The sequence below is a fragment of the Bacillus sp. RC51 genome, assembly GCF_044908115.1.
In the GTDB taxonomy this organism is placed as follows: Bacteria; Bacillota; Bacilli; order Bacillales; family Bacillaceae_G; genus Bacillus_A; species Bacillus_A mycoides.
In genome coordinates this window covers 326,171-349,932 of sequence record NZ_JBIYCW010000002.1, presented here as the reverse complement: position 1 = coordinate 349,932, position 23,762 = coordinate 326,171, and the positions used below count along the sequence as shown (strand labels likewise).

Here is a 23,762-nt window from a genome sequence, read left to right as displayed (position 1 = left end):
GGGTAGTATGTCCCTTTCTTTAGCTTACATTCCCAACTTTTCTCCACTCATGCCTGATCGAATCAGTAACACGTGTCAAAAATAGGATTACGTATAAGTTCACTATAATTAAAGCAAACGTTTTCGTTATTTACCTTAATGTGTTTGTCGAATTTTGTATAACTTTGCAATAGTTATTATACATAACTATTGTAAGCGATTCAATCATTTTTTTTAACGTTTTCATTTTAGACAAAAATATATGTCTTTTTACACATGTTCTACTTTCACTAATCGTTGTAAATGCATCGTTAAATAAATACTCTCCGCTTCATATACAGGAAGTTGTAATTCTTTCTGCATTACTTTGACTAGTTTCCACGCCAAATTATAACAAACTGGATATTCCAACTTTAATAAATCAGCAAAACTCTGTGCTTCTTCTACTTTTTCTCCTTTTTTCACCCGCTCAATAGCATATTGTAAATGGCGAATAAGGCGTAAATAATGAATGCTTTCTTGGTCTAATGTAATTTGTAGGCTTGTCTCAATTAAAGACACAAGTTGTGCAATAAGACGAGAATTTTGATTAACAGAAGATAAATCAGAGTTTGTAAGCGAGCTATAAATATGGAGTGCGATAAAGCCAACTTCTCCTTCTGGCAATGTAATTTGCAAACGAGAATTTAAAAGTTTCACAACTCCTTCAGCAATTTTATATTCCTCTGGATATAGCATTTTCGTTTCAACTAAAAAAGGATTATCTATTGTAAGTCCTTGTTTCAGCCTTTTAATTGCAAAAGAAATATGATCTGTTAAAGCGATATGAATATGTTCATTTAATGGAGACTCCGCTTTTTCTTGAATGTATAACATAATATCATTCATCAATTCAATTAGCTTTTCACTCACATGTGGTACTAAAAGTTTGTATTGTTCTCGATCACGTTCATTTTTTAAAACAAACATTTTCTCAATTTGTTCTTGCTCCAACACATCTTCAGCCTTTTTCCCAAATCCGATTCCTTTACCGATCACTACTACTTCCTCGTGTTCAGGATGGCTAGCAATGATGACATTATTATTTAAAACTTTTTTAATTTCTAGATAATTACTCATATAACACCACCCTCGTACTTAAATAGCCTACTTTTATGTTACAGAACATTCTTCTTTTTCGTCAATATAAAACATCTACCATTTAATAAAAATTCATTTTTTAGACATGTTTGTATATGATGCGTATAATGTAAGGGCAACTGTACATAGAAAGGAGATAGCAACATGATTAAAATGTTTGTAAGTGATATTGACGGTACAATGATGCAGCATGGAGGTCTGATTGATGAACAGGATGTTGCGGCACTTCGCAGTCTTGCTGAGCAAAATGTTATTCTTTGCTTCGCTTCTGGACGACTTGATAATGAAATCGCAGACTTAATGAAAGCTGTAAATACAAATTTCCATCGTATTAGTGTAAACGGTGTGTTTGTATACACTAATGAAAATAAGCAACTATTATCCGCAAATTTTGATTCCAGCATTCTTCCTGATTTACTAGCTATGACAAATCAAGACCCTTATTTCCGTTATGTAAGTGATGAGCATAATTACTATATTGAAGAAAAGACACCTTTTATTCATGAACTCGAAAAACAAGTAGCAATGACTTCTGTTGAAGAACCAAATTTATTACAGAAAATCGATGATACAATTTTTCCAAATAAAATTTCTATCGGTGGAACAAAGGAAAACTTACAACTCCTTCAAAAAAAGATTGATGAAAAATTCCATGGAAAAGTTAGTACTTTCATTTCAGCTGAACAATGTTTAGATGTAATGCCACCAAATATTAGTAAAGGTTCTGCTATTTCTATTTTATTAAAAGAATTTCAAATACAACCAGAGGAAATTGCTTGCATAGGGGATTCTTATAATGATATTCCAATGTTCTCTTTAACTCCTCACAGTTTTGCTATGTCTCAAGCAGATGACGCAGTAAAAGAGCACGCTCACTATGTAGTAAATACGGTTAAAGATGCTGTTAACCACGTAATTGCTCATAATAAAAATACGACTCACTCCTTATAAGGATGAGTCGTATTTTTATTTCTTTACATGTTAAACACTTTAAAATTCACTGTACTTTACAAACTGAAATATATTATTTGTTACGTGCGATGTTTGTAATAAATTTATAACGATCCCCACGATAAATACATTTCACATACTCTAACGGTATCTCACCTTCTGAATATGACCATTGGCGCATTACAAGTACAGGCGCCTTTTTAGGAATATGCAGATGTTCAGCTTCATTATCCGTTGCAATTGAAGCTTCAATTGATTGAGTAGCGCGAACAAGCTTAAAGCCCAGTTTTTTCTCTAAATGTTCATATAAAGATTGTTGCAATATTTCTTCGTTAATATCTTTCACAAGAGTTGGCGACAAATATGTCGTCTCAAATGCAATCGGTTCGTCATCAGCTAAGCGCGTACGCCTCACTTCATAAACCGATTCTCCCTCTTGTATTCTCAGCCGGTCTGCTATTTTAGCAGTAGCTGGAACTAGGCGGAAACTTAATAACTGGCTGCTCGGTTTCATACCACGAGAAATCATATCTTCTGTGAATCCCGTCATTCCTTGCAACTTTTGCTCCACTTTCGGAAGTTGGACGAACGTTCCAATCCCACGTTTCCGGTATAAATAACCTTGTTCCACTAAGTTATTAATCGCCTGTCTGATTGTCATACGACTCACTTCGAACTTATCACAAAGTTCATTCTCAGATGGAATTTTATCTCCCGGCTTCCATTCGCCTTCCTCAATTAGCTGTTTCACCCACTCTTGAATCTGATAATAGATCGGAAATGGTGAATACTTGTCGATGTTCATCAGCAATCGCCTCACTGCATAAAGATAGAGCTTCTGGATCTGCGATTACGGTTACATTCGGATGACGTTGTAAAACTGTAGCAGGACACGCCTCACTATATTCACCTTGCAATAATTCTTTAATAGCTTCTGCCTTTTTAGATCCCATAGCAACAAGTAGAATTTGTTTCGCTTTCATAATACTTCCAATTCCCATTGTAATCGCATGAGTCGGCACATCTTCTTCATTTTCAAAGAAGCGAAGGTTTGCTTGGCGTGTAGATTCTGTTAATTCTACAATGTTAGTTGGAGAATTAAATGGTGTTCCTGGCTCATTAAATCCGATGTGACCGTTTTCACCGATTCCAAGAATCTGTAAGTCAACTGGGTTAGCTACTAGAATGCCTTCATAACGCTTGCACTCTTCCTCTAAATCACTTGCCATCCCATTCGGTACATAAGTTTGTTTAAATGGAAGATGATCAAACAACTGTTCTTGCATGAAATAATGATAGCTGTTTTTATCTTCGTGTGGTAAATTTACGTACTCATCTAAGTTTACAGTGGTTGCATGACTTGTATCAAGTTTATTTTTTCGCATTTCTGCATAAATACCTAATGGAGAGCTTCCTGTAGCCATTCCTAAAGTTGGATTTTCTTTTGATTTTACAACCTCTTTAATTAACTTATAACCTGCTTCTGCTAATTCTTCTGGAGTTTTTACAACAAGAATATTCATCTAATTACTTCCCTTCCTTCATATGAATTCCTAAACGAACCGTATCATATACATGTAATTCTTCAGTCATAACAACAAAGTCTGCATCTTTACATACCGCTAACGCGCCTTTATTATTTAATCCAAATTCTTCTGCTTGGTTAACTGATGTCATTAACACTGCCTCCTCGATTGAACATCCTGTAAATTCAATTACATTTCGGAAAGCTTGATCCATTTTTAAAATACTACCAGCTAACGTTCCATCTTCTAATCGGGCACTGCCATCTTTTACATGTACTGGCTGTCCGCCAAGCTCATATAATCCTTCTTCAAGACCTTTTGCACGCATTGCATCTGTAATGACACTTACTTTTTTCGGTCCTTTTAATTTATATGCTAATTTCACCATATCAGGGTGAATGTGAATACCATCTGTAATTACTTCAACCATTACATCTGGATTTAATAACACATGACCAACAACTCCTGGTTCACGATGATGTAATCCACGCATTTGATTGTATAAATGTGTTGCATGTGTAATTTTTCTATTTTTCAGTTGTGCATCAATTGCATCTGTATGCCCCATTGTGCCAACAACACCTGTTTCAGCAAGATACTGTTCAAACTCTAACGCACCTTCTTCTTCCGGTGCATATGTTACTAATTTAATTAGATTACCGCTTGCTTCCTGCCATTGTTTAAATTGCTCGATACTCGCAGGAACAATATGTTCAAGTGGTTGTGCACCCGCACGTTTTTTTGAAACATATGGTCCTTCTAAGTGAATATATTCGAAATGTGCTCCTTTGTCTTTCGCTTCCTTCGCAGCACTTAGCGCCGCTTCAATCGCTTCTGGAGCTTGTGTCATTGTTGTTGGGAAGTAAGTTGTAACTCCTTCTTTTAACATTTCTTTACCAAGAGTTACTAATCCATCGCTATTTGCATCCATCGCATCAATATCGTATCCACCATGAATATGAACATCAATCATACCTGGAATCACAATCTTTCCTGCCACATCTAACACAGTTTCATTTTCTTGTGATACATATTGAGCCATCAAACCAATTTCTTTAACTGTTTCTGTGTAACGAATAAATCCGTTTTCCACTACTTCTTTACCTGTATAAATTTTGGCATTGATGACAACTTGCGTTTTCATTTTCATCGATCCTTTCCCATGAAATACCTACTTGTTATTATTACCTTATTCGCCTAATTCCATCTTAATATACACACGAGTAGTTGTCTATACATTCTAATGAAATTTCCTCTTCATTCAGCAGAAAAAAGGAAATTTATTTCTTTTTCATTATAATATATGTTATTCATTTTTTCCAAAATGGAAAATACCCTCTTATATAATTAATTACTTAAGTAGTGGCATAAGACCACTCGATCCCATAGTAATATGTTCACCGTCTGTTTCTATTTCTACTGTACGCTTGTTTGTTCCGTATATCATTATACCACGCTGTTTTAATCGTCTTACAACACTTTGATGAGGATGTCCATATGGATTTCTACTCCCGTACGAAAGAATAGCGAATTGTGGGTCTACTTTTTTTAAGAATGTTTCACTCGTTGAAGTATACGAGCCATGATGCCCAACTTTTAATACATCTGCATGTACATCAAACTGCTTTAATATTTCATTTTCCGTCCGTATATCAGCATCACCCATTAATAAAAAGTCCGCTTTACCATATCGAATCTTTAACACAATTGAGGACTCGTTATTCTCGTCTTTCGATTTACCATTGTTTAATACTTGTATAGAAACATGTGGATCTAACGGTATATATTGTCCTTCCTTCACTGAAATGAAAGGTATGCCCCTTTTTTTAATATTATTCCGATACGTATGATAAGTAAATGAACTATATGTTTTTCCACTATCTAATACGAGTGAAACCGGCATTTGTTCTACAATTGGAATAAGCCCCCCTATATGGTCCATATCAGGATGAGTACTTACAATCACATCTAAATGATTAATTCCTTTTTCAATTAGTTTTTGAATAATAACCTCTCCCGCTTCATAAGGGCCCCCATCTATTAACATCGTTTGACCATTTGGCAATGTAATAAGTGTCGCATCACCTTGTCCAACTTTTAAAAAACTTACTTTCATTTTACCAAAATGTTGCCGATGCATATGTATAGAAGACGCAGTATGAATAGACATCATATATCTTTTAGCCGATGCGCTGTTTAACGAAAAACATAATAAAACAGAAACCAACAATAGAATACTCCGTACACCTTTCATAACTCGTCTCCTTTTTTCATTTAGTATGGCACGCTCTGTAATTGATATACAAAAAAAGCTTAGCAAAATGCTAAGCTTTTATTTTGATAATTCCTGTAAAGAACCAAAGAATAAATCTGCTTCATTCATTTGTTCATTTTCTTCCGAAAGAGGTGGTAAATCATCTAATGTTTTCAATCCAAACGTATCTAAAAATTCTTTCGTCGTTCCGTATAAAATAGGGCGCCCTGGTCCTTCCGCTCTTCCCGTTTCTTTTATAAGTAAGTGTGAAACTAACGTTTGTAATGCCTTATCTGTTTTCACTCCTCGAATCTCTTCCATTTCTGTTCTTGTAATCGGTTGACGGTACGCAACGATTGCCAACGTTTCAAGAGCTGCTTGAGACAGTGAAGCCGTTGTTGGGGTATTTATTAATTTTTGATAGTATGCAGCATGTTCTTTCTTTGTTGCAAAACGATACACTTTTGCATATTGTACAATTTGCAGCCCTCGATTCGATCCTTCACATTCTTTTTGCATTTCCTCTATACTGTTTATTACTTCTTCCACTTCAACTTCCAGAACTTTAGCTATCTGTTCCGGATAAATCCCTTCGTCACCTGCAACAAATAAAAGTCCTTCAATAATCGCTTTTTGTTCTTTTCTATCCATTTTACGAACTCCTTCCTCCTATTTTCCATAAAAATACACATAAAAAAACCGAATCACAGTAAATGCGTTCGGTTCAATATTTCTTCTCTCGTTCCAAACGATACATTAAAACCTAACATAAGATAAAATATTTCTATCCCATTTTCACATACCAACTCTATACGGATTTATTAGAGCTTAACACGAAAATTTCATCAAAATTATGTTCTTGCTCAATTATGATTTGTTGATTTTTCATTAGCTCAAGAACCGCTAAAAATGTTACAACCATTATTTCACGTTCTTCATCAGCAAACAAATCATAAAAGCTTTGACGACCGCCTTTTACTTCTAACTGTTGTATAATATCAGTCATTCGCTGTGCAATTGGTATTTCTTGGCGAGTAATTCGCGTTGTTACGGGGGTCTTTGCTTTTTTACGACGCATTAGCTTTTGAAATGCCGCTAACATATCATATAACGTAACATCAAGAGGTAAGCTTGTCTCCTCTTCTTGTTGAAATGATGTAAAATCAATTGGCGGACGTGTATATAGCTGTGCTCTTTCTTGTTCTCTTTCTTTTAACTCAGTAGCAACTTGCTTATATTTCTTATATTCAATTAACCTCTCCATCAATTCTTGACGAGGGTCATCTATAAAGTCTTCACCGTTATCAGGTACATCTTCTTCTTGTTTCGGTAACAACATTTTACTTTTAATTTGCAATAACGTTGCAGCCATTACTAAATACTCACTGGCAACATCTAATTGTAATTCTTTCATCGTATGGACATAAGATAGATATTGCTCTGTAATTTCCGCTACAGGAATATTATATATATCAATTTCGTAACGATGTATTAAGTGTAACAATAGATCTAAAGGCCCTTCAAAAGCCTCTACTTTAAAATTATACTGCACAAAGCATCCCACCACATTTTTTCTATAACAACATAAGTATAGAGCATACTCATGTTCTATCCAACCTTTTTAAGAAATTTAATTAAAAATAGACCTATGCCCATGTCATAATGCCCACCGCTTCATATGATAACAATGTAGTAAGAACAATGTAGGAGGTCAAAAAACTATGGGTCACGTTGATTGCGGTTTTAGCGGTGGGTTCGCATTACTTGTTGTACTGTTCATTTTACTAATCATTGTAGGAGCAGCTTGCTTCTGCTAATAGGACGCAATAAAGCGACTAGGGATATTTCCCTAGTCGCTTATTGTTAATATTTCTATGATAAACTGTACATATAACCGTTAGACAGGAGCGAAAAAAATGTATCCTACCGAGTACATACAATTTTTAATTCATTTTCACGGAGACTATGATTATTTTGAATGTCATGAAATATTAGAAGAGTATTGGAAATTAAAACCTAGAGGAGAACGCGACAATTACTTAGTCGGTCTCATTCAAATTGCTGTTTCCTTATACCATCACAGACGATCCAACTGGAATGGTGCAGAGAAGATGATAAAAAGCGCAATAGCACTTTTAGAAAAGAACAGTACATCTTTACATCAATTAGGAATAGATCATAAACAACTTATGTTCTTATTAAATGAAAGATTACACTCTATCCACAAAAAGGAAATTTTCACGCCGTTATTTTTACCCTTATTAGACGTATCGTTAGAAAAACAATGCATACAGTTATGTAAGAAACAAAACCTCTCTTGGAAAGATGTGAACGTCATTCCTGATGAATACATCATAAATAAGCACACATTGCGTGATCGAACAGAAGTCATTTCTGAACGACACGAGCAACTACAAAAAAGAAAGCAGAGATAATAAACACTTATCCCTGCTTTCATGAATGTATATTTTGTTCAAGCTCTTTACACTTTTTGCAAAAACTTGCTGTTTGCTCATTTCCGCAAATTGTAAACTCAAGAAATTTACTCTTAAGCTCTTGAACCATCTTCGTCCCAATCCCCATATGACGGTGAGACGGATTCACGCTCAAATGCTGAATTTCCAATACCTGATCTTCTTTTTTTATAATCCCCATTATCCCAACAAAATCTTCATTTTGTTTCCACAAATACAATTGCCAATCCTCTTTCGCTTCATATTCTTTCATTGTCAATTGTAATGTTTTTACATCTTTTTCAGTTGGCATAAATGAAAGAAGCCCCATTGCAATTTTTTCATAACTTTTTTTAAAACGAATTAACATAACCCTTATCCCTTCTTACAAAAGTTACAAACTATTTATCCCCTCAATCACTCTTTTCATATCACATTCATTCTACAATATTTTTACAAGAGTGAGAAGAGGCTGAAACAACTTGATAATCATACAAAGCGTTAAGAAGAAAGTCAAATATATGTTTCCACGCTATTTCTTTCTATTACACCGCTCAAAAAAGAGACAATACTATATAGGAACTATAAGGAAAATCCCTTTCTCATCACATTTCACTTATTAACCACTTTTGAACAAAGTAGTTCTACTAAAAGCAATATGTTAAGAGAAATACATTTATTGAAGCATATAATTCGTACTCCATTCTATGTATTTTGTTAAAAGTGTGTTCTCATGAACAATATAATTTAACGTTAGTAGCCGTCCTATTTGTGTCATATACTTTAAAATATATACCAATCCCTGTTTATAGGAAATTAAAAAAGAGAGCAAAATCGCTCTCCTTTTCTCGTAACTTATTCTTCCCAAACTTTAACTTCTTTCATTACATCGCCTTGACGCATGTTTAATACTGTTTCAATACCGCTTGTTGCTTTACCGAATACAGTATGTACGCCATCTAAATGCGGTTGTGGCTCATGAACAACAAAGAATTGGCTACCACCTGTGTTACGGCCAGCATGTGCCATAGAAAGTGAGCCAACAAGATGTCTATGAGGATTTCCATCAGTTTCACATGGGATAGAGTAACCTGGGCCACCTGCTCCTGTGCCTGTTGGGTCTCCACCTTGGCTTACGAAGCCAGGAATAACGCGGTGGAATGTCACACCATCATAAAATCCTTGCTCTGCTAATTTTTTAAAGTTTTCTACTGTTTTTGGTGCCTCTTCTGGGAAAAATTCTAAATCGATTTTTTCGCCATTTTCCATTAATATGTATCCTAAAGTTTTCATATGTATATGTCTCCTTTCAACTATCTCAGCACTATATTACCATATTCATGACGAGAAACAAAAAGAATCCGACAATCTGCATACTTCTTTTTTGAAATGTGGAAGAAGCTAGGTGACAAATAAGAAAAATATACTATAATAACTGTGTTGCCCGAAAATTTAAGAAAGAGAAAGGGAGCGATTTTTCGTGAAAACGAAATTACTAGCTCTGCTATTAGCTGTAGCCGTATTTATTATGCCAACAGCTTCATTTGCAGACATCATTGAGGGAGAATCAATTGTTACACTAGGAGAAAACTTATCTGAACAACAGAAACAAGATCTTTTGAAAGAAATGAAAGCACCAAAAGATGCACAAATTATTACTGTATCTAATGCGGAAGAACATAAATTTCTAGAGGGCATCGTTCCAAAAGCGCAAATTGGTACGAGAGCTATTTCCTCTTCTATGATTACATACACAAAACCAGGGTCAGGTCTCATTGTACGCTCAAAAAACATTAATTCGATAACAGATGCAATGTACACAAATGCACTTATTACAGCAGGTGTGAAAGATGCAGAGATTCAAATTACTGCACCATTTAAAGTTTCAGGAACTGCTGCTTTAACAGGTTTAATGAAGGCCTATGAAACAACATCAAACAAAGCCATTCCTGAAGAAGTAAAAAAAGTAGCCAATGAAGAAATGGTACAAACAGCCCAGCTTGGTGATAAAATCGGCGAAGAAAAAGCAGTTCAACTTGTTGCAAAAATTAAAGAAGAAATTGCAAAAGAACAGCCAAAAACAACTGAAGATTTACGTACATTAATTAAAAAAATTGCTGATCAACTCGGTATTACATTAACAGATGAACAGCTGGATAGCCTAGTAGCGTTATTTGATAAAATGAAAAATCTTAATATCGATTGGAACCAAGTTGGTAGCCAATTAGAGAAAGCAAAAGACCATGTGTCTGCCTTCTTAGGATCTGAAGAGGGGCAAAGTTTCCTAGATAAAGTAAAAGATTTCTTCTCTAGTATCATTGATTTCGTTAAATCTTTATTCAAGTAAAAAAAGAAGCTCGCCAGTGACGAGCTTCTTTTTTATACAAGTAACGGTAATTTCATAATAGCTTCTTCAACCGAACGGACAACATGATTTGCTTTCTCCTTCACATACGGATGAGCATGATGGAGGGTGAAGGAGTGCGGGGTTACTTCAAACATAGAAATATCATTGAAAGAATCTCCAATACATGCAACTTCATTTGCTTCAATTTGTAAATGTTCCATTAATCGCTTCAGAGCGCTTCCTTTACTCACACCTCTTGGCATAATGTCAACATATCGCTTACCCGATATAAAGACTTCCGCTTCGCTATGAAATGTATCTCTCAACTCTTGATCTAATGCTACAATTTTTTCTTCTTCGCCAAAAACAAATAATTTCGCAGGATGTACAGTCTTCCCAAATTCCTCTTCTAACTCTTCGATTTCAGCAATATGCACTCCCATATACTCTTCAAAAGTATGGTGATGTTCATTCTTCCTTTTTGTATATCGCTGCTCATTTGCACAAACAATATCTGCTAGTCCCTTTTTATGTATATATCGATATATTTCCTGGGCAACCCCATCTTCAAAACTCGATTCATGAAATACTTTTCCATCCGGTAGTATCATTGTCGCTCCATTTAAACTAGTTGTGTAATACGGGAACGAAAACCTTTTTACCGCCTCATCAATTCGGTGAGTAAAACGACCAGAGGCAAAACAAATATTTGTCCCGTTTTCAGCTAGCCAACAAAGCGCTCGTTCATCTTCTTTTTGCATATCATTCATATTGTAAACGAGTGTATCATCTAAATCACTTACAAATAGTTTAATCATGTCCTCTTCCCCTTCCATACACAATATCTACTCTAATTGTACAAAAAAAATGTTTGATTTTTGTTAAAAAAACAATAAATTTTCAATAAAAAATAAGCGGAGCATAATCCCGCTTATTTTTGTCTTCGCACATTTTGAGGTCTTACAATACTTGGACGAACCTTTAAACTAGACATAGTTGGACGAAGTAAAATTTTCGTTAACGCGCCCCAATCAAACGGTAAAAACGGCCATAAATACGGTGTTTGCAAACTTCTTATAGATGTTAAAAACAGAATCAACATCGTCATTCCAATGACAAATCCCATTTCATGAAATATGCCTGTTAAAATAATGACAAACAATTTTCCGACCTTATTTCCAAGTCCAAGTTCATAACTCGGCGTTGCAAATGACCCAATCATAGAAACGGCTACGTATAAAATAACTTCTGGTACAAACAAACCTACATCAATTGCAATTTGACCAATTAATATGGCAGAAATTAATCCTGCTGCCGACGACAATGATGTCGGTGTATGAATGGCGGCCATTCTTAAAAATTCGAGTCCGACTTCCGCCATCAAAATTTGTAATAAAATCGGTAAATGCGTCATCTTATTTGGTCCAATGAAAGCAAGGCTTTCCGGTAAAAGAGTCGGATCAAAAACAAAAACTAGCCAAAATGGCAGTAAAAATAGCGAAAATATAACACCTAAAAAACGTACCCAACGTAAAAATGTACCTACAGCTGGATTTTGTCTAAACTCTTCTGCATGCTGTAAATGGTGAAAATATGTTGTTGGAGTGATCATAGCACTTGGTGATGTATCAACGAGTACTAACACATGTCCTTCTAACAGATGATTTGCTGCTACATCTGGTCTCTCTGTGTATCGGATAAGCGGGAATGGATTATAACCTTGTTTCACTACAAATTCTTCTACCGTTTTATCCGCCATCGTAATCCCATCTACTTCAATATTATTTAATTCTTGTTTTATAATCTTAACTAAATCCGGATTTGCAACATCTTGTACATATGTAATACAAATATCCGTTTGCGATCTATCCCCTACTCGAATCATTTCATTTCGAAGACGTGGATCGCGTATTCTTCTACGAATTAACGCTGTATTTACAACGATATTTTCAACAAATCCATCCCTTGCACCACGCACTACCTTTTCTGTATCTGGTTCTGTGGGTGTCCGGCCCGGATAACTACGAACATCTATTGCGAACGCTTCAGTTTCACCTTCCACAAATATAACAATGAGTCCTGATAATACTTGGAGCATTACATCATCCATCGTTTTTACTTTACTTACTTGTTGATGAATTAAACGATTCTCTAAAAGCTTTACTGTATCTTCTTCTACATCCCTTATTTCATTTGTATCCACCGCTTCTTCTAAAATAGGGATAATATAATTCGTATCACAAAGTCCATTTACAAATAACACACCAATTTCTTTATTTAAAATTTGAAATTTACGAATGCCAACATCGTATGTAACACCAAGCCCAACTGTTTGCTTTAAATAATTTTCATTATCACTTAAAAAAGATGAAATCGGGATATTCACTTTTTTAGGCTTCGTCATAAAAGCCACTCCTTTCCAAAATTAATTGAATCGCTTTTCTAGTAATAGGTGATCCTCTCTCCCATTCATCATTTCCGCACATCTTGCCAATATCACCGACCCCCACTATGACAGGAACATTCAGACCATCTAAACAATAAATCGTATCCCCACTAATCCTGCCAATTTCACCATCTGGGAGTCCAAATTTATCAACGCCATATTCTGTCAAATTCCCATTCCGATCTACACTTACATCTACACGCGCCCATTCCCAATGATGTGTATTAGATGCTACTGCTAAAATACCGAGTACATCAACTTGTTTATGTGTTGCGACATACTTTAACGCCTTTTCACCAGATCCTTCTCCTATAAATCCGCTGTCATCAAACATGACAAATACAGGGTCATATGGCGTTTGCATAATAAGCTCAACAACTTTCTTCCCTGTCAATTTGGTCGGATTACTTTGCGATGCTGAAATACACCTCCCCCCAAATTCCTTTGTTAACAGCTCAATTGTCCGCTTTGCATATTCATCTCCATCTGTGACCAAAACAACCCTTCGTCTCATTTGATTTATCCTTTCGGTTTACATATAAGTGCAACAAAAAATGAAAATAATATCGCTGCTGAAATCCCCGCAGACGTTAAGCTAAACATGCCGATTCCAATTCCTAAATATCCATGTTTTTCTGCTGCATGCATTGCCCCGTGCAATAGTGAGTGTCCAAAACTTGTAATAGGGACTGTTGCCCCAGCACCTGCAAATTTTATGAGCTGATCGTACAATCCGAATCCGTCTAAAATAGCTCCGGCGACTACAAAAGTTGCCATTAAATGTGCCGGTGTTAACTTTGCGAAATCTAGCAACACTTGTCCAATTACACAAATAGCTCCTCCTACAAGAAATGCATATATAAAATCCACAATTCACTCTCCTTTAACGCTTTCAAACACAACACCATGCGCAATCGTTGGAATCGTTTCCTTCTGTTGCATCATCATGGGGCTTAATAAAGCTCCAGTTGCAACGACAAAAATTCTTTGTAAATTCCCTTTTTGCATTTCACGCAATAAATGGCCGTATGTTACAACAGCTGAACAAGCACAACCACTGCCCCCTGCAAACACTTCTTCTTGATTTGAATTGTAAATCATTAATCCACAATCATTGTATACATTCCCCAAATCATACCCTTCCTCAAGTAAAAGTTGTTTCGCAATTGGTGTCCCAACAGCCGATAAATCACCAGTAACAATAAGATCATAATCAGCTGCACTTCTTCTCAAATCTTCAAAATGTTGTTGAATTGTATGAGCAGCAGCTGGTGCCATCGCTGATCCCATATCTAAAGGATTAGCAATTCCTAAATCTTGCACTTTACCAATTGTTGCTGCTGTTATTTTAATTGCACTCTCCTCATTGCTAATTAATATTGACCCTGCTCCGGTAACAGTTGAGTTTGCTGTCCCTGGCTTTTGTCCTCCGTATTCTGTTGGGGAACGAAATTGTCTTTCAGCCGTCGCATTATGACTACTTACTGTAGCTAAAATACGATTCGCAAATCCACCATCTATAAAAGCTGATCCAATCGCCAAAGTTTCCATTGACGTCGCACAAGCGCTGAACATCCCTAAAAAAGGAATACCATACTCACGAGCAACATAATTTGCTGTCACTGTTTGGTTTAATAAATCTCCCGCTAAAAAGAAATCAATTTGCGATTTTTTTATATTCCCTTTTTGCATCGCTTGTTGAATTGAGTCTGACATTAACCTTCGTTCAGCAAGTTCCCAGTTTTCCTCTCCGCAATGTAAGTCAGAATATGAAATATCAAAATCCTTTCCAAGAGGGCCTTCAGCTTCTTTCGGACCGACAGCAGTACCAGTTGCATTCACGAAGATATCATTTTGAAATACCCACGTTTGTTTTCCTGTCAATCTCATACCCACCCCTCCTTTAAGACATTAAAATTTGAAATGTATATCTTATTAACCCAATAATGTATGCACCGACGACTCCAAATACAATGACACTTCCTGCAAGCTTAAACATGTTAGTAGCGATTCCTAGAACAATCCCTTCACTCCTATGCTCTAGTGCGGCACTCGCCATAGAATTCGCAAATCCAGTAACTGGTACAGCTGATCCCGCTCCAGAAAACTGCCCGATTTTATCATATACACCACACCCTGTTAAAATCGCCGACAATAAAACAAGCGTTGCAACTGTCGGATTTCCCGCCTCTTGTTCACTAAAGTGAAAATAATGTATATAAAATTTCATCAATATTTCTCCGACTGTACAAATGAGTCCACCAACAAGAAATGCCTTCACACAATTTATGAAATAGTTCGATTTTGGATGGTACTCCTTCACTTTATTTATGTAATCGTCCTTCAATTTTCGCCCTGCCATATATATTGCCTCCTACTTTACGAAATAAATCCAGTGAAACAACGAGCCTATTACTTTCCCAAGTACAAGAGCAACGAGTAAAACAATAATTTTCTCCTCTACCCTTACTCGTTTCGCTAAAATAGGTAAAACGTTTAACACTTCCGTTAACGCCGCAGCGAGCATTCCAATGAATGTGCCACAAAATATCCCTAATATAACAAGCCAATATTGTGACGTTTGAAATGTAATATTTTTCAAACTACACCAAGCCCCTGTTAAAGTACCTGCAATGACCGCCCACTCAAAGTATTGAATATGCTTTCCACTTCTCGTTAATTGAGCTAAACGAGGGATTATACCAAGTACAGCTAAAAACGCGACATATCCGCTACCTACTGCAATCCCTCCAGCTAAGCCAATTAATACAACAAATGCACACTCAATCATCAGCAATCTGTTTCATATTATCCTTGTTTTCATGAACAATTACATATTGATCAAGCGACTGCTGATATTGAAACATCTCAACTTCTAACGGGCTCGGCTCTTCATTAATTCTCTTTTGAAATACATGATTAAAAAATAAGACCATACCTAATCCAAGACCTAATGAATAAGGAATTTGAAATAAAAGTGGTTGCGCCTTAAATTCTCCAGTAATCATGTAATATAACCGTTGGTGTACTTGTTGCATACTTACATCTTCATGGAAATAAATGATTGCAAGGGCCGCTCCAATGAAAAGTAACAACCATACAAGTCCGAAGAAAACCGGATGCACTTTCTTTTTTTCGTATATAATTTCAACAAGAGTTTGTCCAGAACCAAGTAAATTAATTTGTATGTGAGCCGCTTTTTGTTGAATAATCTCAATCACTTTCATAACATCAATTACAACATGTGTTTTATCATGCGCTGTTATTTTGTAGACTATTTCATTTTGTAACAACTCAACTACAAAAGAATCTCCGGCAAGTTGAGCAACATCGCTCAGCTTTACTTCATACGTAGGAGACACTTTTAAGCGATTGCGCATTTTAATATAAATCGTTTGTTCCAATTTTCATTCACCCCTTCACTCTTCCTCGTAGTTGTAGTATGGTTATTGGAATTTTTTCTAATACAATTTTTTCATAAAAAAAACATCTGTACCATTTCGGTACAGATGTTTTTAGCTTATGCCTTTTTCTTAAATAAATTTGCAATACTTAATGCAAGTCCTCCCCAAATGACTACCATACCTATAACCATCATCATAATCGCTGATCCACTCATCATGAAACACCTCGGTCCTTCCATTCTTTTTCAAGCTGGACAGAGTCTGAATGTATTTGTGCATTCCATTTCTTCAGACTAATGACTAGTGCAACTATAAGAAACGCTGCCGCTATCGACCAACCATACGTTACAACAAACTCTGTTGGATAACCTCCGTAGTTCTTTTTAATGTTTTGGATTGTACCATCAATTAACATATACCCTAACATAAGTGGAGTAATAACGAGTAAACTCACTCTCCAAAACGTTCCTAACTTTATATCAGATACAAAGTTTGCATGATTTTGATAAACTGGTAAACGGCGCAAGATTAGTCCTATTGTAACTACTTCAACGAGTGCAATTGTAATCAATCCAAAATTGTTAGCGAAGTAATCAACAACATCTAGGAACATAAGTCCACCACGTGTTGCAAAAACAAGAGAAACTAATACTAATAGCGTTCCCATAATTCCAATCGTCTTTTGACGACTCAAACTGAATTTTTCAGATACAGCGGCAAAGCATACTTCTGCAAGTGAAATGAGTGATGTAATTCCAGCAACAGTTAGAGATAAGAAGAATAATACACCAAATAACGGCGACATCGGTAACTCATTAATAATTTGCGGGAATACTACAAATGCAAGTCCTACACCAGCACTAGCTACTTTATCAACCGGTACCCCCATGTTATTCGCCATAAATCCAAGAGCTGCAAAGACACCAATACCTGCCAATAATTCAAATCCTGAATTTGCAAATCCTGTAATAAAAGCATTATTTGTTGTATCTGAGTTTTTCGGTAAATAACTAGAATACGTAATCATAATTCCGAATGCTAAAGATAAACTAAAGAAAATTTGACCGTAAGCAGCAAGCCATACTTTCCCATCAAAAATACGACTCCAATCTGGTTTAAAGAATGCATCTAGCCCCTGCATCGCACCTTCCATCGTCACTGCACGAACAACGATAATAAGGAACATAACAACTAGTAAAGGAATAAAAATGCGGTTAACAACTTCGATTCCTTTTTTAACTCCTTTAAACGCAACACCAAGCACAATAATCCAAACGAGAGCTAACGGAATTAATACTTCTGGTACGAGCCCCCCGAATTGTCCTGGCTTATCTGCAACATGTAAATATTCTTTAAATAAAAATGATTGCGTGTCTTTCCCCCATGCTCCAGTAATTGCAAAGTACGTATACGAAATAGACCAAGCAATGATTACAGCGTAATATGTTGAAACAATAAATGTCACACACATTTGCCACCATCCAATAAATTCAGCACGTCGATGAATACGGAAGAATGTAAGTGGCGCCGAACCACGATGACGATGCCCAAGAGCAAACTCGAAAGCTAACAATGAAATACCAGTCGTTAATAATGCAAATAAGTACGGTAAAAAGAATGCGCCTCCCCCGTTTTCATACGCTGTATAAGGAAAACGCCATATATTCCCTAGTCCAACAGCGGAACCGATTGCTGCAAAAATAAATCCAGCCCTAGTTCCCCATTGTTGCCTCGTTTCCATGTTTCCTTCCCCCTTTGTGACAAGTTCATATTTGGATTATAGTTTAAATTAACTAAATTATCAATAAATTCTGTGAATTTTTTATCGATAGTTGGAATCTTCTCCTTTTCGTGACAATAAAAAAAATCGAATAGATAGCTATTCATCTATTCGATCTTTCATCTGCTTTAATATTTTCTTTTCAAGTCTTGAAACTTGTACTTGCGAAATGCCTATGCGCTCCGCTACTTCTGATTGGGTTTGGTCTTTATAATAGCGCAAATACACAATTAGCCTTTCTCGTTCATCCAATTCTCTAATTGCTTCTTTTAAAGCAATTTTATCAAACCATTTCGTTTCCGATTGATCTGCAATTTGATCTAAAATAGTAATTGGATCTCCATCGTTTTCATACACAGTTTCATGTATCGACGAAGGAGGACGACTCGCTTCTTGCGCCAGAACAACTTCTTCCGGCGTTAGTTCAAGAGCCTGTGCTACCTCATTAATCGTTGGAGCCCTTCCAAATTCTTTCGAAAGCTCGTCTCTCATCTTTCGGACTTTGTTTCCTGTTTCTTTTAAAGATCTACTTACTTTCACTGATCCATCGTCACGTAAAAATCGTTGTATTTCACCGATAATCATTGGAACTGCATATGTTGAAAATTTCACGTCGAAAGATAAATCAAATTTATCTACCGATTTTAAGAGTCCAATACATCCAATTTGAAATAAATCGTCTGGTTCGTATCCTCGATTAAGAAATCGCTGTACAACCGACCATACGAGACGCATATTACTTTGAACGATTGTATCTCTCGCTTGTTGATCTCCATCTTGACTTTTTTGAATTAACGCTTTTAGCTCGTGGTCCTTTAACTGAGGTTTCTTCTTCTCATTTCTGACCTCTATGTCCATTGGCTATTCTCCTTAATTGCATAGAGCGTTACTATTTGATAAGTATTTTGTCAAATGGATTGTTGTCCCGAAAGATTCGTTTGAAATAACTTCTACTTCATCCATAAAATTTTCCATGATAGTAAATCCCATTCCGGAACGCTCTAATTCAGGTTTAGTTGTAAAAAGGGGTTGTCTTGCTTCATCTAAGTTAAAGATACCAATCCCTTCATCTCGAATCGTGAGTTTCACCATCGCTTCTTCCAAAATCACTGAAATATAAACAACACCTTCTGCATTTCCTTCATACCCATGAATAATTGCATTTGTAACCGCTTCTGACACAACTGTTTTAATCTCTGTTAGTTCTTCCATCGTCGGGTCTAATTGCGCAATAAAAGCAGCTACCGTAACACGAGCGAATGATTCATTCTGACTTAACGCTGAAAATTGAAGGTTCATTTCATTTCTCATCTACGCCACCCCCAACGTCGCGAGCGCACGCGCTTCACTTTCTTCTAAACGAACAATTTTGAATAGACCTGACATTTCAAATAAACGTTTAACGGGCGGTGAAATTGCACAGACAACCATCTCTCCACCTAATCCCTTTACATGTTTATATCGGCCTAATATAACGCCTAAACCAGAACTATCCATAAATGTTAAGTTCTCTAGGCTCAAAACAATATGATGAACACCATGTGTCTCAATCATATCTGTGACTTTCGTTCGCAACTCTTCAGCAGTATGATGATCTAACTCGCCCTCTAGCCTCACACATAAGACGTCACGTTTTACTTCTAAATGCATGGAAAGACTCACACGATTTCCTCCTTATGCTCAAACTTTACTCATTAACATAAGATTTTCGTGATATAAAATCAGAATCCTTCCTACTGACAAAAGAAGAACTATTTCGTCATAAAGTGAAACCTTTCAGCAATTATTTCAGTAAATACGAACAGAAAAACATCAAAATTCCCGCCGCTATTTTGATGTTGAAAACATCCCAAAACTTCTTTTAAATAACTCCCACCAGCTCGCTGCCTCAACATCTTCTTTCGCTACAATTGTTTGTTTTAATAAAACATCTTTATCTCTTTTAATAACAAGTGTGCCAAGTGCATCACCTTTTTTAATCGGTGCCTTCACTTTCTTTTCAGCAATCACTTCTTGTTTAACTTTGTCCATATTTTCGCCCTTCTTCATAAGAAGAGACACATTGTCTGACGCAACTAAATCTACTTTTTCTTCCTTACCTTTTCCTACTTGTACAGTCTTAATTTTCTCACCACGTGTATATAATTTCTTTGTCATGTATTGTCCAAATGCATAATCAAGAAGCTTCGTTACTTGATTGTTCCGTTCTTTTGATGTAGGTGCTCCCATTACAACTGAAATAACACGCATACCATTTTTCTCAGCCGATGCCGTTAAACAATATTTCGCTTCTGTCGTAAAGCCTGTTTTCACCCCATCTACTCCAGGATAAAAACGTACTAGCTTATTCGTATTAACAAGCCAAAACTTCTTATCCGTATTTTCACGTAAATAGTCTTCATATTTACCTGTGTATTTTCGAATAAGTGGATACTTCATCAACTCTTTCGCCATAATAGCCATATCATTCGCTGTAGAATAATGATCTTTAGCCGGGAGACCTGTCGGATTTTGAAAATGTGTATTTTTCAATCCTAGATCTTTCGCTTTTTTGTTCATCATATTTACGAAACCTTCTTCTGAACCAGCGATATGCTCAGCTACTGCAACAGATGCATCATTTCCAGATGCAATTGCAATGCCCTTTAACATTTCATTTACAGTCATCTCTTCCCCAGGTTCTAGAAAAATTTGTGATCCGCCCATTGAAGCTGCGTGTTCACTCGCTCTAACTTTATCGTTTAGTTTTAGTTTTCCTTTTTCAACTTGTTCCATAATTAATAGCATTGTCATAATCTTTGTCATACTAGCAGGTGGTAACTTTTCATTCGGATTTTTATCAAACAAAACTTTACCTGTATCTTGTTCAATTACGATCGCTGACGACGCTTGTTCCGCTAACTTCGGCGTGGTTTCTTCTGTTTTTTCCTGCTTCGTTTTCTCAGATTGTGCGAAACTAACTGAAGTACCAGAAAGCAATAACATGAAACAAACAAGTATTCCAAAAACTCGCTTCATGACTAACCCTCCATTCTATATCAAACTTATTTTTTCCAATTTATACATTTTTAATACCATATTTTTCTATTATTTTCAGTTGACAAATAAGTTCATTGCCTATATTGTATTAAGTGTATTACACGTAGTAGTACACTTAATACTCATCAGGAAGGAGACATTGCTCTTGCATATTCAACTTGATCCAAGAAGCAACACTCCGATATGGGAACAAATTGTTCAAAATATAAAAGAGCTCGTACTAAAAAATATGTTAGCTCCAAGTGATAAGCTTCCTTCTGTACGCGAGCTTGCTTCTTTGCTCGTTATAAATCCAAATACAGTAAGTAAAGCTTATCAAGAATTAGAGCGACAAGGGATTATTGAAACATTACGAGGAAAAGGAACATTTGTAGCCCAATCGATTACCCCAACATTAGACGAAAGGAAAATCACTATGGTTGAAAAGCAATTTCATCAATTATTACTAGAAGCCTCTTATCTTGGGATTACGAAAGATAAAATTCACGATTGGATAGATTCATACTATAAAGAGATTGGAGGAAATACAGATGTTGAAAGTGACAAACTTGAAGAAAACAATTGATAACCAAACGATTTTAGACGATGTTTCTTTCACATTACAAAAAGGTAGTATCGTCGGATTACTCGGAAGAAATGGCGCAGGGAAAACAACTTTATTACGAACGATGGTCGGCATTTTAGACCCCGATGAAGGAACTGTTACATATGATAATACAGATGTTCATATGCATCCTGAAATTAAACAAAAAGTTGTATACGTTCCAGATTCTACTAACATACTGAACGGATATACAGTGAAGGAAATCGTAAAGTTTTATAAAGCGGTTTATACAGCATTTGATGAACAATATTTTTATGAAATATTAGAACGTTTTAATTTACCAAACAAACGCATTCGTAGTTACTCAAAAGGAATGAAAGCACTGCTTGCGATCATTTTAGCTTTCGCTGTAAAAGCAGAATATGTCATTTTAGATGAACCGACAAACGGACTTGATCCTATCGTTAAAAGACAGATTCTACAATTTCTCGTTGAAGAAGTAGCAGAAAAAGAAATTACAATTTTCATCTCCACTCACCATTTAGATGAAGTTGAAAAAATTGCCGATACAATCATTATTTTAAAAGGACATACAGTAGATTCTATTACATCACTAGATGATGCAAAATCACAATTTGCTAAAGTCCAAGTTGCTTACGAACGATCACTACCTCAAAAACTAGAAAACTTAAGCAATATTAAAATATTAAACCAAACAGGAAAAGTATATACGATTTTAATCGAAGGAAATGTTGCTACAACGCTTGAAAAGTTTTATAAAGAGCAACCAATACTCATTGAAGAATTAACAATGTCACTTGAAGATGTCTTCGTTACGACACTTGAGGAGGATGGGTATGTTTCATAAGGCGTTGTGGATGTGGAATTGGAAGCGCGGGAAATATGCTGTACTAATAATGTTTTTAATATCTATGTATGTTTTCCCTTATAAATACTATAAGGCATCCCAAACCCAGATGGATTTTTTCTATAAATATAACCCAACAGGAGAGTTTTATTACGACTATTACTTCTCAGATTACAATTCCATCATTATTCTCTCTATCATTGCACTAGCTTGCTTAATGATTGGATGGGAACGTAGCAATTTGAAGTTGAGTGATTCTTTAATGGTAATGCCTTTTAAACGTAGCACCATCTTTTTTTCAAAATGGTTATTTGGCATTATTCACATTGTTACATGTCTTTTACTATGCTGGGCTCTAATGTACCTTGTATATAGAACGACAATTCACTTTGAATTTCAATCATTCAACTTTTTCCATAGATATTTTTTCTATGCAATAATTACTTATATCGCTCTCTATACTACAGCTTTGTGTATCGGAACTTTTACAGGAAGTATCATTTCTCAAGGTACCTTCTGTGTTCTATATTTAATTAAAGGGTTTGGAATTTTTTCTTTGCTCTTCTCTTTTTATAATGCACATTTAAATATGGATACAGAACATTCTTCAAATAAATATGAAGCAATCTATCATTTAAACCAGCAAACCGAAATTCTTGCTCCCATAAAAAATTTTCATATTCGATATAATTACGATATGAGGAACCAACCAACTAAAAAGGAAGGACCTGTATTCTATGACTATAGTTCTCCTAAAATATTACTAGTACCCATTCTATATACAATATGTTTCTTATTACTGGGGGTTATTTTATATAAGCATTCACCTAATGAAAATAATAAGAAAGTATTTTCATTTCAAAAGAAACAAAAACTATGGATTGTCGGGACAACTTTCTATTTTGCTTTAATCGGTGGGAGCATGTTACACTATTTTGATTTGATATTTAGCTATTATTTTGGGCTAATTTTATTTGGAACCCTCAGCTATTTTGCACTATCACGCCTTACAAATTATAAAGTTTTATAAA

The 23,762-nt window shown here is 35.7% G+C and carries 30 protein-coding genes; 7 read left to right on the top strand and 23 right to left on the bottom strand.

All coding sequences use genetic code 11. The features are described from left to right. Positions 1-249 precede the first annotated feature (249 nt). Positions 250-1,098 (bottom strand): glucose PTS transporter transcription antiterminator GlcT, encoded by an 849-nt coding sequence (gene glcT / locus ABH959_RS06625; protein WP_002088428.1) that lies wholly within the window; start codon positions 1,096-1,098, stop codon positions 250-252. A gap of 165 nt (positions 1,099-1,263) precedes the next feature. On the opposite strand from glcT, the gene ABH959_RS06620 reads away from it, so the two are divergent. Further along, a complete protein-coding gene (locus tag ABH959_RS06620; protein ID WP_002088430.1) occupies positions 1,264-2,070 on the top strand; it encodes a Cof-type HAD-IIB family hydrolase in 807 nt (268 codons plus the stop codon). Between the two features lie 73 nt (positions 2,071-2,143). On the opposite strand, the gene phnF is transcribed toward ABH959_RS06620, so the two are convergent. The 6 genes from phnF to ABH959_RS06590 form a co-directional block, all read right to left on the bottom strand. Further along, positions 2,144-2,875, bottom strand: a complete 732-nt coding sequence (gene phnF / locus ABH959_RS06615; protein WP_277958602.1) for a phosphonate metabolism transcriptional regulator PhnF — start codon at positions 2,873-2,875, stop codon at positions 2,144-2,146. Continuing rightward, complete coding sequence (nagB, locus tag ABH959_RS06610; protein WP_002033913.1) at positions 2,805-3,593, bottom strand: glucosamine-6-phosphate deaminase; 789 nt, start codon at positions 3,591-3,593, stop codon at positions 2,805-2,807. Before nagB ends, phnF begins: the two co-directional genes overlap by 71 nt. Positions 3,594-3,597: 4 nt before the next feature. Next, positions 3,598-4,740 (bottom strand): N-acetylglucosamine-6-phosphate deacetylase, encoded by a 1,143-nt coding sequence (gene nagA, locus ABH959_RS06605; protein ID WP_404492443.1) that lies wholly within the window; start codon positions 4,738-4,740, stop codon positions 3,598-3,600. A 207-nt stretch (positions 4,741-4,947) separates the two neighbouring features. Beyond that, positions 4,948-5,850 carry a ComEC/Rec2 family competence protein gene (locus ABH959_RS06600; protein WP_367960899.1) on the bottom strand — a complete coding sequence of 301 codons (903 nt, stop codon included), beginning with the start codon at positions 5,848-5,850 and terminating at the stop codon, positions 4,948-4,950. A 78-nt stretch (positions 5,851-5,928) separates the two neighbouring features. Next, complete coding sequence (gene scpB / locus ABH959_RS06595) at positions 5,929-6,501, bottom strand: SMC-Scp complex subunit ScpB (protein WP_002088435.1); 573 nt, start codon at positions 6,499-6,501, stop codon at positions 5,929-5,931. Positions 6,502-6,658: 157 nt separating this feature from the next. Beyond that, a complete protein-coding gene (locus tag ABH959_RS06590; protein ID WP_113937143.1) occupies positions 6,659-7,402 on the bottom strand; it encodes a segregation/condensation protein A in 744 nt (247 codons plus the stop codon). 169 nt (positions 7,403-7,571) lie between these two features. Between ABH959_RS06590 and ABH959_RS06585 the strand changes: the two genes are divergently transcribed. Next, positions 7,572-7,667 carry a YjcZ family sporulation protein gene (locus tag ABH959_RS06585; RefSeq protein WP_000510194.1) on the top strand — a complete coding sequence of 32 codons (96 nt, stop codon included), beginning with the start codon at positions 7,572-7,574 and terminating at the stop codon, positions 7,665-7,667. Positions 7,668-7,766: 99 nt separating this feature from the next. Then, a complete protein-coding gene (locus ABH959_RS06580; protein ID WP_113937142.1) occupies positions 7,767-8,285 on the top strand; it encodes a DUF309 domain-containing protein in 519 nt (172 codons plus the stop codon). A 19-nt stretch (positions 8,286-8,304) separates the two neighbouring features. Here ABH959_RS06580 and ribT read toward each other — a convergent pair whose 3' ends face one another. Further along, positions 8,305-8,673 carry a GNAT family N-acetyltransferase RibT gene (gene ribT / locus ABH959_RS06575; protein ID WP_000908403.1) on the bottom strand — a complete coding sequence of 123 codons (369 nt, stop codon included), beginning with the start codon at positions 8,671-8,673 and terminating at the stop codon, positions 8,305-8,307. Positions 8,674-9,158: 485 nt separating this feature from the next. Next, positions 9,159-9,596 carry a peptidylprolyl isomerase gene (locus ABH959_RS06570; protein WP_000853785.1) on the bottom strand — a complete coding sequence of 146 codons (438 nt, stop codon included), beginning with the start codon at positions 9,594-9,596 and terminating at the stop codon, positions 9,159-9,161. A gap of 187 nt (positions 9,597-9,783) precedes the next feature. On the opposite strand from ABH959_RS06570, the gene ABH959_RS06565 reads away from it, so the two are divergent. After that, complete coding sequence (locus ABH959_RS06565; RefSeq protein WP_002014912.1) at positions 9,784-10,650, top strand: DUF1002 domain-containing protein; 867 nt, start codon at positions 9,784-9,786, stop codon at positions 10,648-10,650. 32 nt (positions 10,651-10,682) lie between these two features. On the opposite strand, the gene ABH959_RS06560 is transcribed toward ABH959_RS06565, so the two are convergent. The 14 genes from ABH959_RS06560 to dacF form a co-directional block, all read right to left on the bottom strand. Then, the gene (locus ABH959_RS06560) at positions 10,683-11,486 is read right to left on the bottom strand and encodes a Cof-type HAD-IIB family hydrolase (protein WP_002067045.1); all 804 of its coding nucleotides are present in this window, start codon (positions 11,484-11,486) and stop codon (positions 10,683-10,685) included. Positions 11,487-11,581: 95 nt separating this feature from the next. After that, positions 11,582-13,054 (bottom strand): spore germination protein SpoVAF, encoded by a 1,473-nt coding sequence (gene spoVAF, locus ABH959_RS06555; RefSeq protein WP_113937141.1) that lies wholly within the window; start codon positions 13,052-13,054, stop codon positions 11,582-11,584. Further along, positions 13,041-13,610 (bottom strand): stage V sporulation protein SpoVABEA, encoded by a 570-nt coding sequence (gene spoVAEA, locus ABH959_RS06550; protein ID WP_002088445.1) that lies wholly within the window; start codon positions 13,608-13,610, stop codon positions 13,041-13,043. The genes spoVAF and spoVAEA overlap by 14 nt, the downstream gene beginning before the upstream one ends. Positions 13,611-13,615: 5 nt before the next feature. Then, a complete protein-coding gene (gene spoVAE / locus ABH959_RS06545) occupies positions 13,616-13,966 on the bottom strand; it encodes a stage V sporulation protein AE (protein ID WP_113937140.1) in 351 nt (116 codons plus the stop codon). Positions 13,967-13,969: 3 nt separating this feature from the next. Continuing rightward, positions 13,970-14,986: a stage V sporulation protein AD gene (gene spoVAD, locus ABH959_RS06540; RefSeq protein ID WP_002088448.1), complete on the bottom strand. Its 1,017-nt coding sequence runs from the start codon at positions 14,984-14,986 to the stop codon at positions 13,970-13,972. 13 nt (positions 14,987-14,999) lie between these two features. Continuing rightward, on the bottom strand, positions 15,000-15,458 hold the full coding sequence (gene spoVAC / locus ABH959_RS06535) for a stage V sporulation protein AC (RefSeq protein ID WP_113937139.1): 459 nt from the start codon (positions 15,456-15,458) through the stop codon (positions 15,000-15,002). 12 nt (positions 15,459-15,470) lie between these two features. Continuing rightward, positions 15,471-15,887: a stage V sporulation protein SpoVAB gene (gene spoVAB / locus ABH959_RS06530; protein WP_016092269.1), complete on the bottom strand. Its 417-nt coding sequence runs from the start codon at positions 15,885-15,887 to the stop codon at positions 15,471-15,473. Continuing rightward, positions 15,880-16,500, bottom strand: a complete 621-nt coding sequence (locus tag ABH959_RS06525; protein ID WP_002067040.1) for a stage V sporulation protein AA — start codon at positions 16,498-16,500, stop codon at positions 15,880-15,882. Before ABH959_RS06525 ends, spoVAB begins: the two co-directional genes overlap by 8 nt. A gap of 116 nt (positions 16,501-16,616) precedes the next feature. Beyond that, positions 16,617-16,718, bottom strand: coding sequence for a methionine/alanine import family NSS transporter small subunit (locus tag ABH959_RS06520; RefSeq protein WP_002094424.1), 102 nt, complete (start codon positions 16,716-16,718; stop codon positions 16,617-16,619). After that, positions 16,715-18,241 carry a sodium-dependent transporter gene (locus ABH959_RS06515; RefSeq protein ID WP_002014921.1) on the bottom strand — a complete coding sequence of 509 codons (1,527 nt, stop codon included), beginning with the start codon at positions 18,239-18,241 and terminating at the stop codon, positions 16,715-16,717. The genes ABH959_RS06520 and ABH959_RS06515 overlap by 4 nt, the downstream gene beginning before the upstream one ends. A 138-nt stretch (positions 18,242-18,379) precedes the next feature. Beyond that, complete coding sequence (sigF, locus tag ABH959_RS06510; RefSeq protein ID WP_002088458.1) at positions 18,380-19,138, bottom strand: RNA polymerase sporulation sigma factor SigF; 759 nt, start codon at positions 19,136-19,138, stop codon at positions 18,380-18,382. Positions 19,139-19,150: 12 nt separating this feature from the next. Next, positions 19,151-19,591: an anti-sigma F factor gene (spoIIAB, locus tag ABH959_RS06505; protein WP_001243400.1), complete on the bottom strand. Its 441-nt coding sequence runs from the start codon at positions 19,589-19,591 to the stop codon at positions 19,151-19,153. Next, the gene (spoIIAA, locus tag ABH959_RS06500) at positions 19,592-19,942 is read right to left on the bottom strand and encodes an anti-sigma F factor antagonist (protein WP_113937138.1); all 351 of its coding nucleotides are present in this window, start codon (positions 19,940-19,942) and stop codon (positions 19,592-19,594) included. Between the two features lie 165 nt (positions 19,943-20,107). Next, positions 20,108-21,298, bottom strand: coding sequence for a serine-type D-Ala-D-Ala carboxypeptidase DacF (dacF, locus tag ABH959_RS06495; protein ID WP_002088461.1), 1,191 nt, complete (start codon positions 21,296-21,298; stop codon positions 20,108-20,110). Positions 21,299-21,464: 166 nt separating this feature from the next. On the opposite strand from dacF, the gene ABH959_RS06490 reads away from it, so the two are divergent. Genes ABH959_RS06490 through ABH959_RS06480 form a run of 3 tightly spaced genes read left to right on the top strand, consistent with a single transcriptional unit; the run spans position 21,465 to position 23,761 of the window. Further along, positions 21,465-21,884: a GntR family transcriptional regulator gene (locus tag ABH959_RS06490; RefSeq protein WP_061689300.1), complete on the top strand. Its 420-nt coding sequence runs from the start codon at positions 21,465-21,467 to the stop codon at positions 21,882-21,884. Continuing rightward, the gene (locus tag ABH959_RS06485; protein WP_113937137.1) at positions 21,850-22,731 is read left to right on the top strand and encodes an ABC transporter ATP-binding protein; all 882 of its coding nucleotides are present in this window, start codon (positions 21,850-21,852) and stop codon (positions 22,729-22,731) included. The genes ABH959_RS06490 and ABH959_RS06485 overlap by 35 nt, the downstream gene beginning before the upstream one ends. Continuing rightward, on the top strand, positions 22,721-23,761 hold the full coding sequence (locus ABH959_RS06480) for an ABC transporter permease (protein WP_113937136.1): 1,041 nt from the start codon (positions 22,721-22,723) through the stop codon (positions 23,759-23,761). The genes ABH959_RS06485 and ABH959_RS06480 overlap by 11 nt, the downstream gene beginning before the upstream one ends. The last annotated feature ends 1 nt before the right edge of the window (position 23,762 follow it).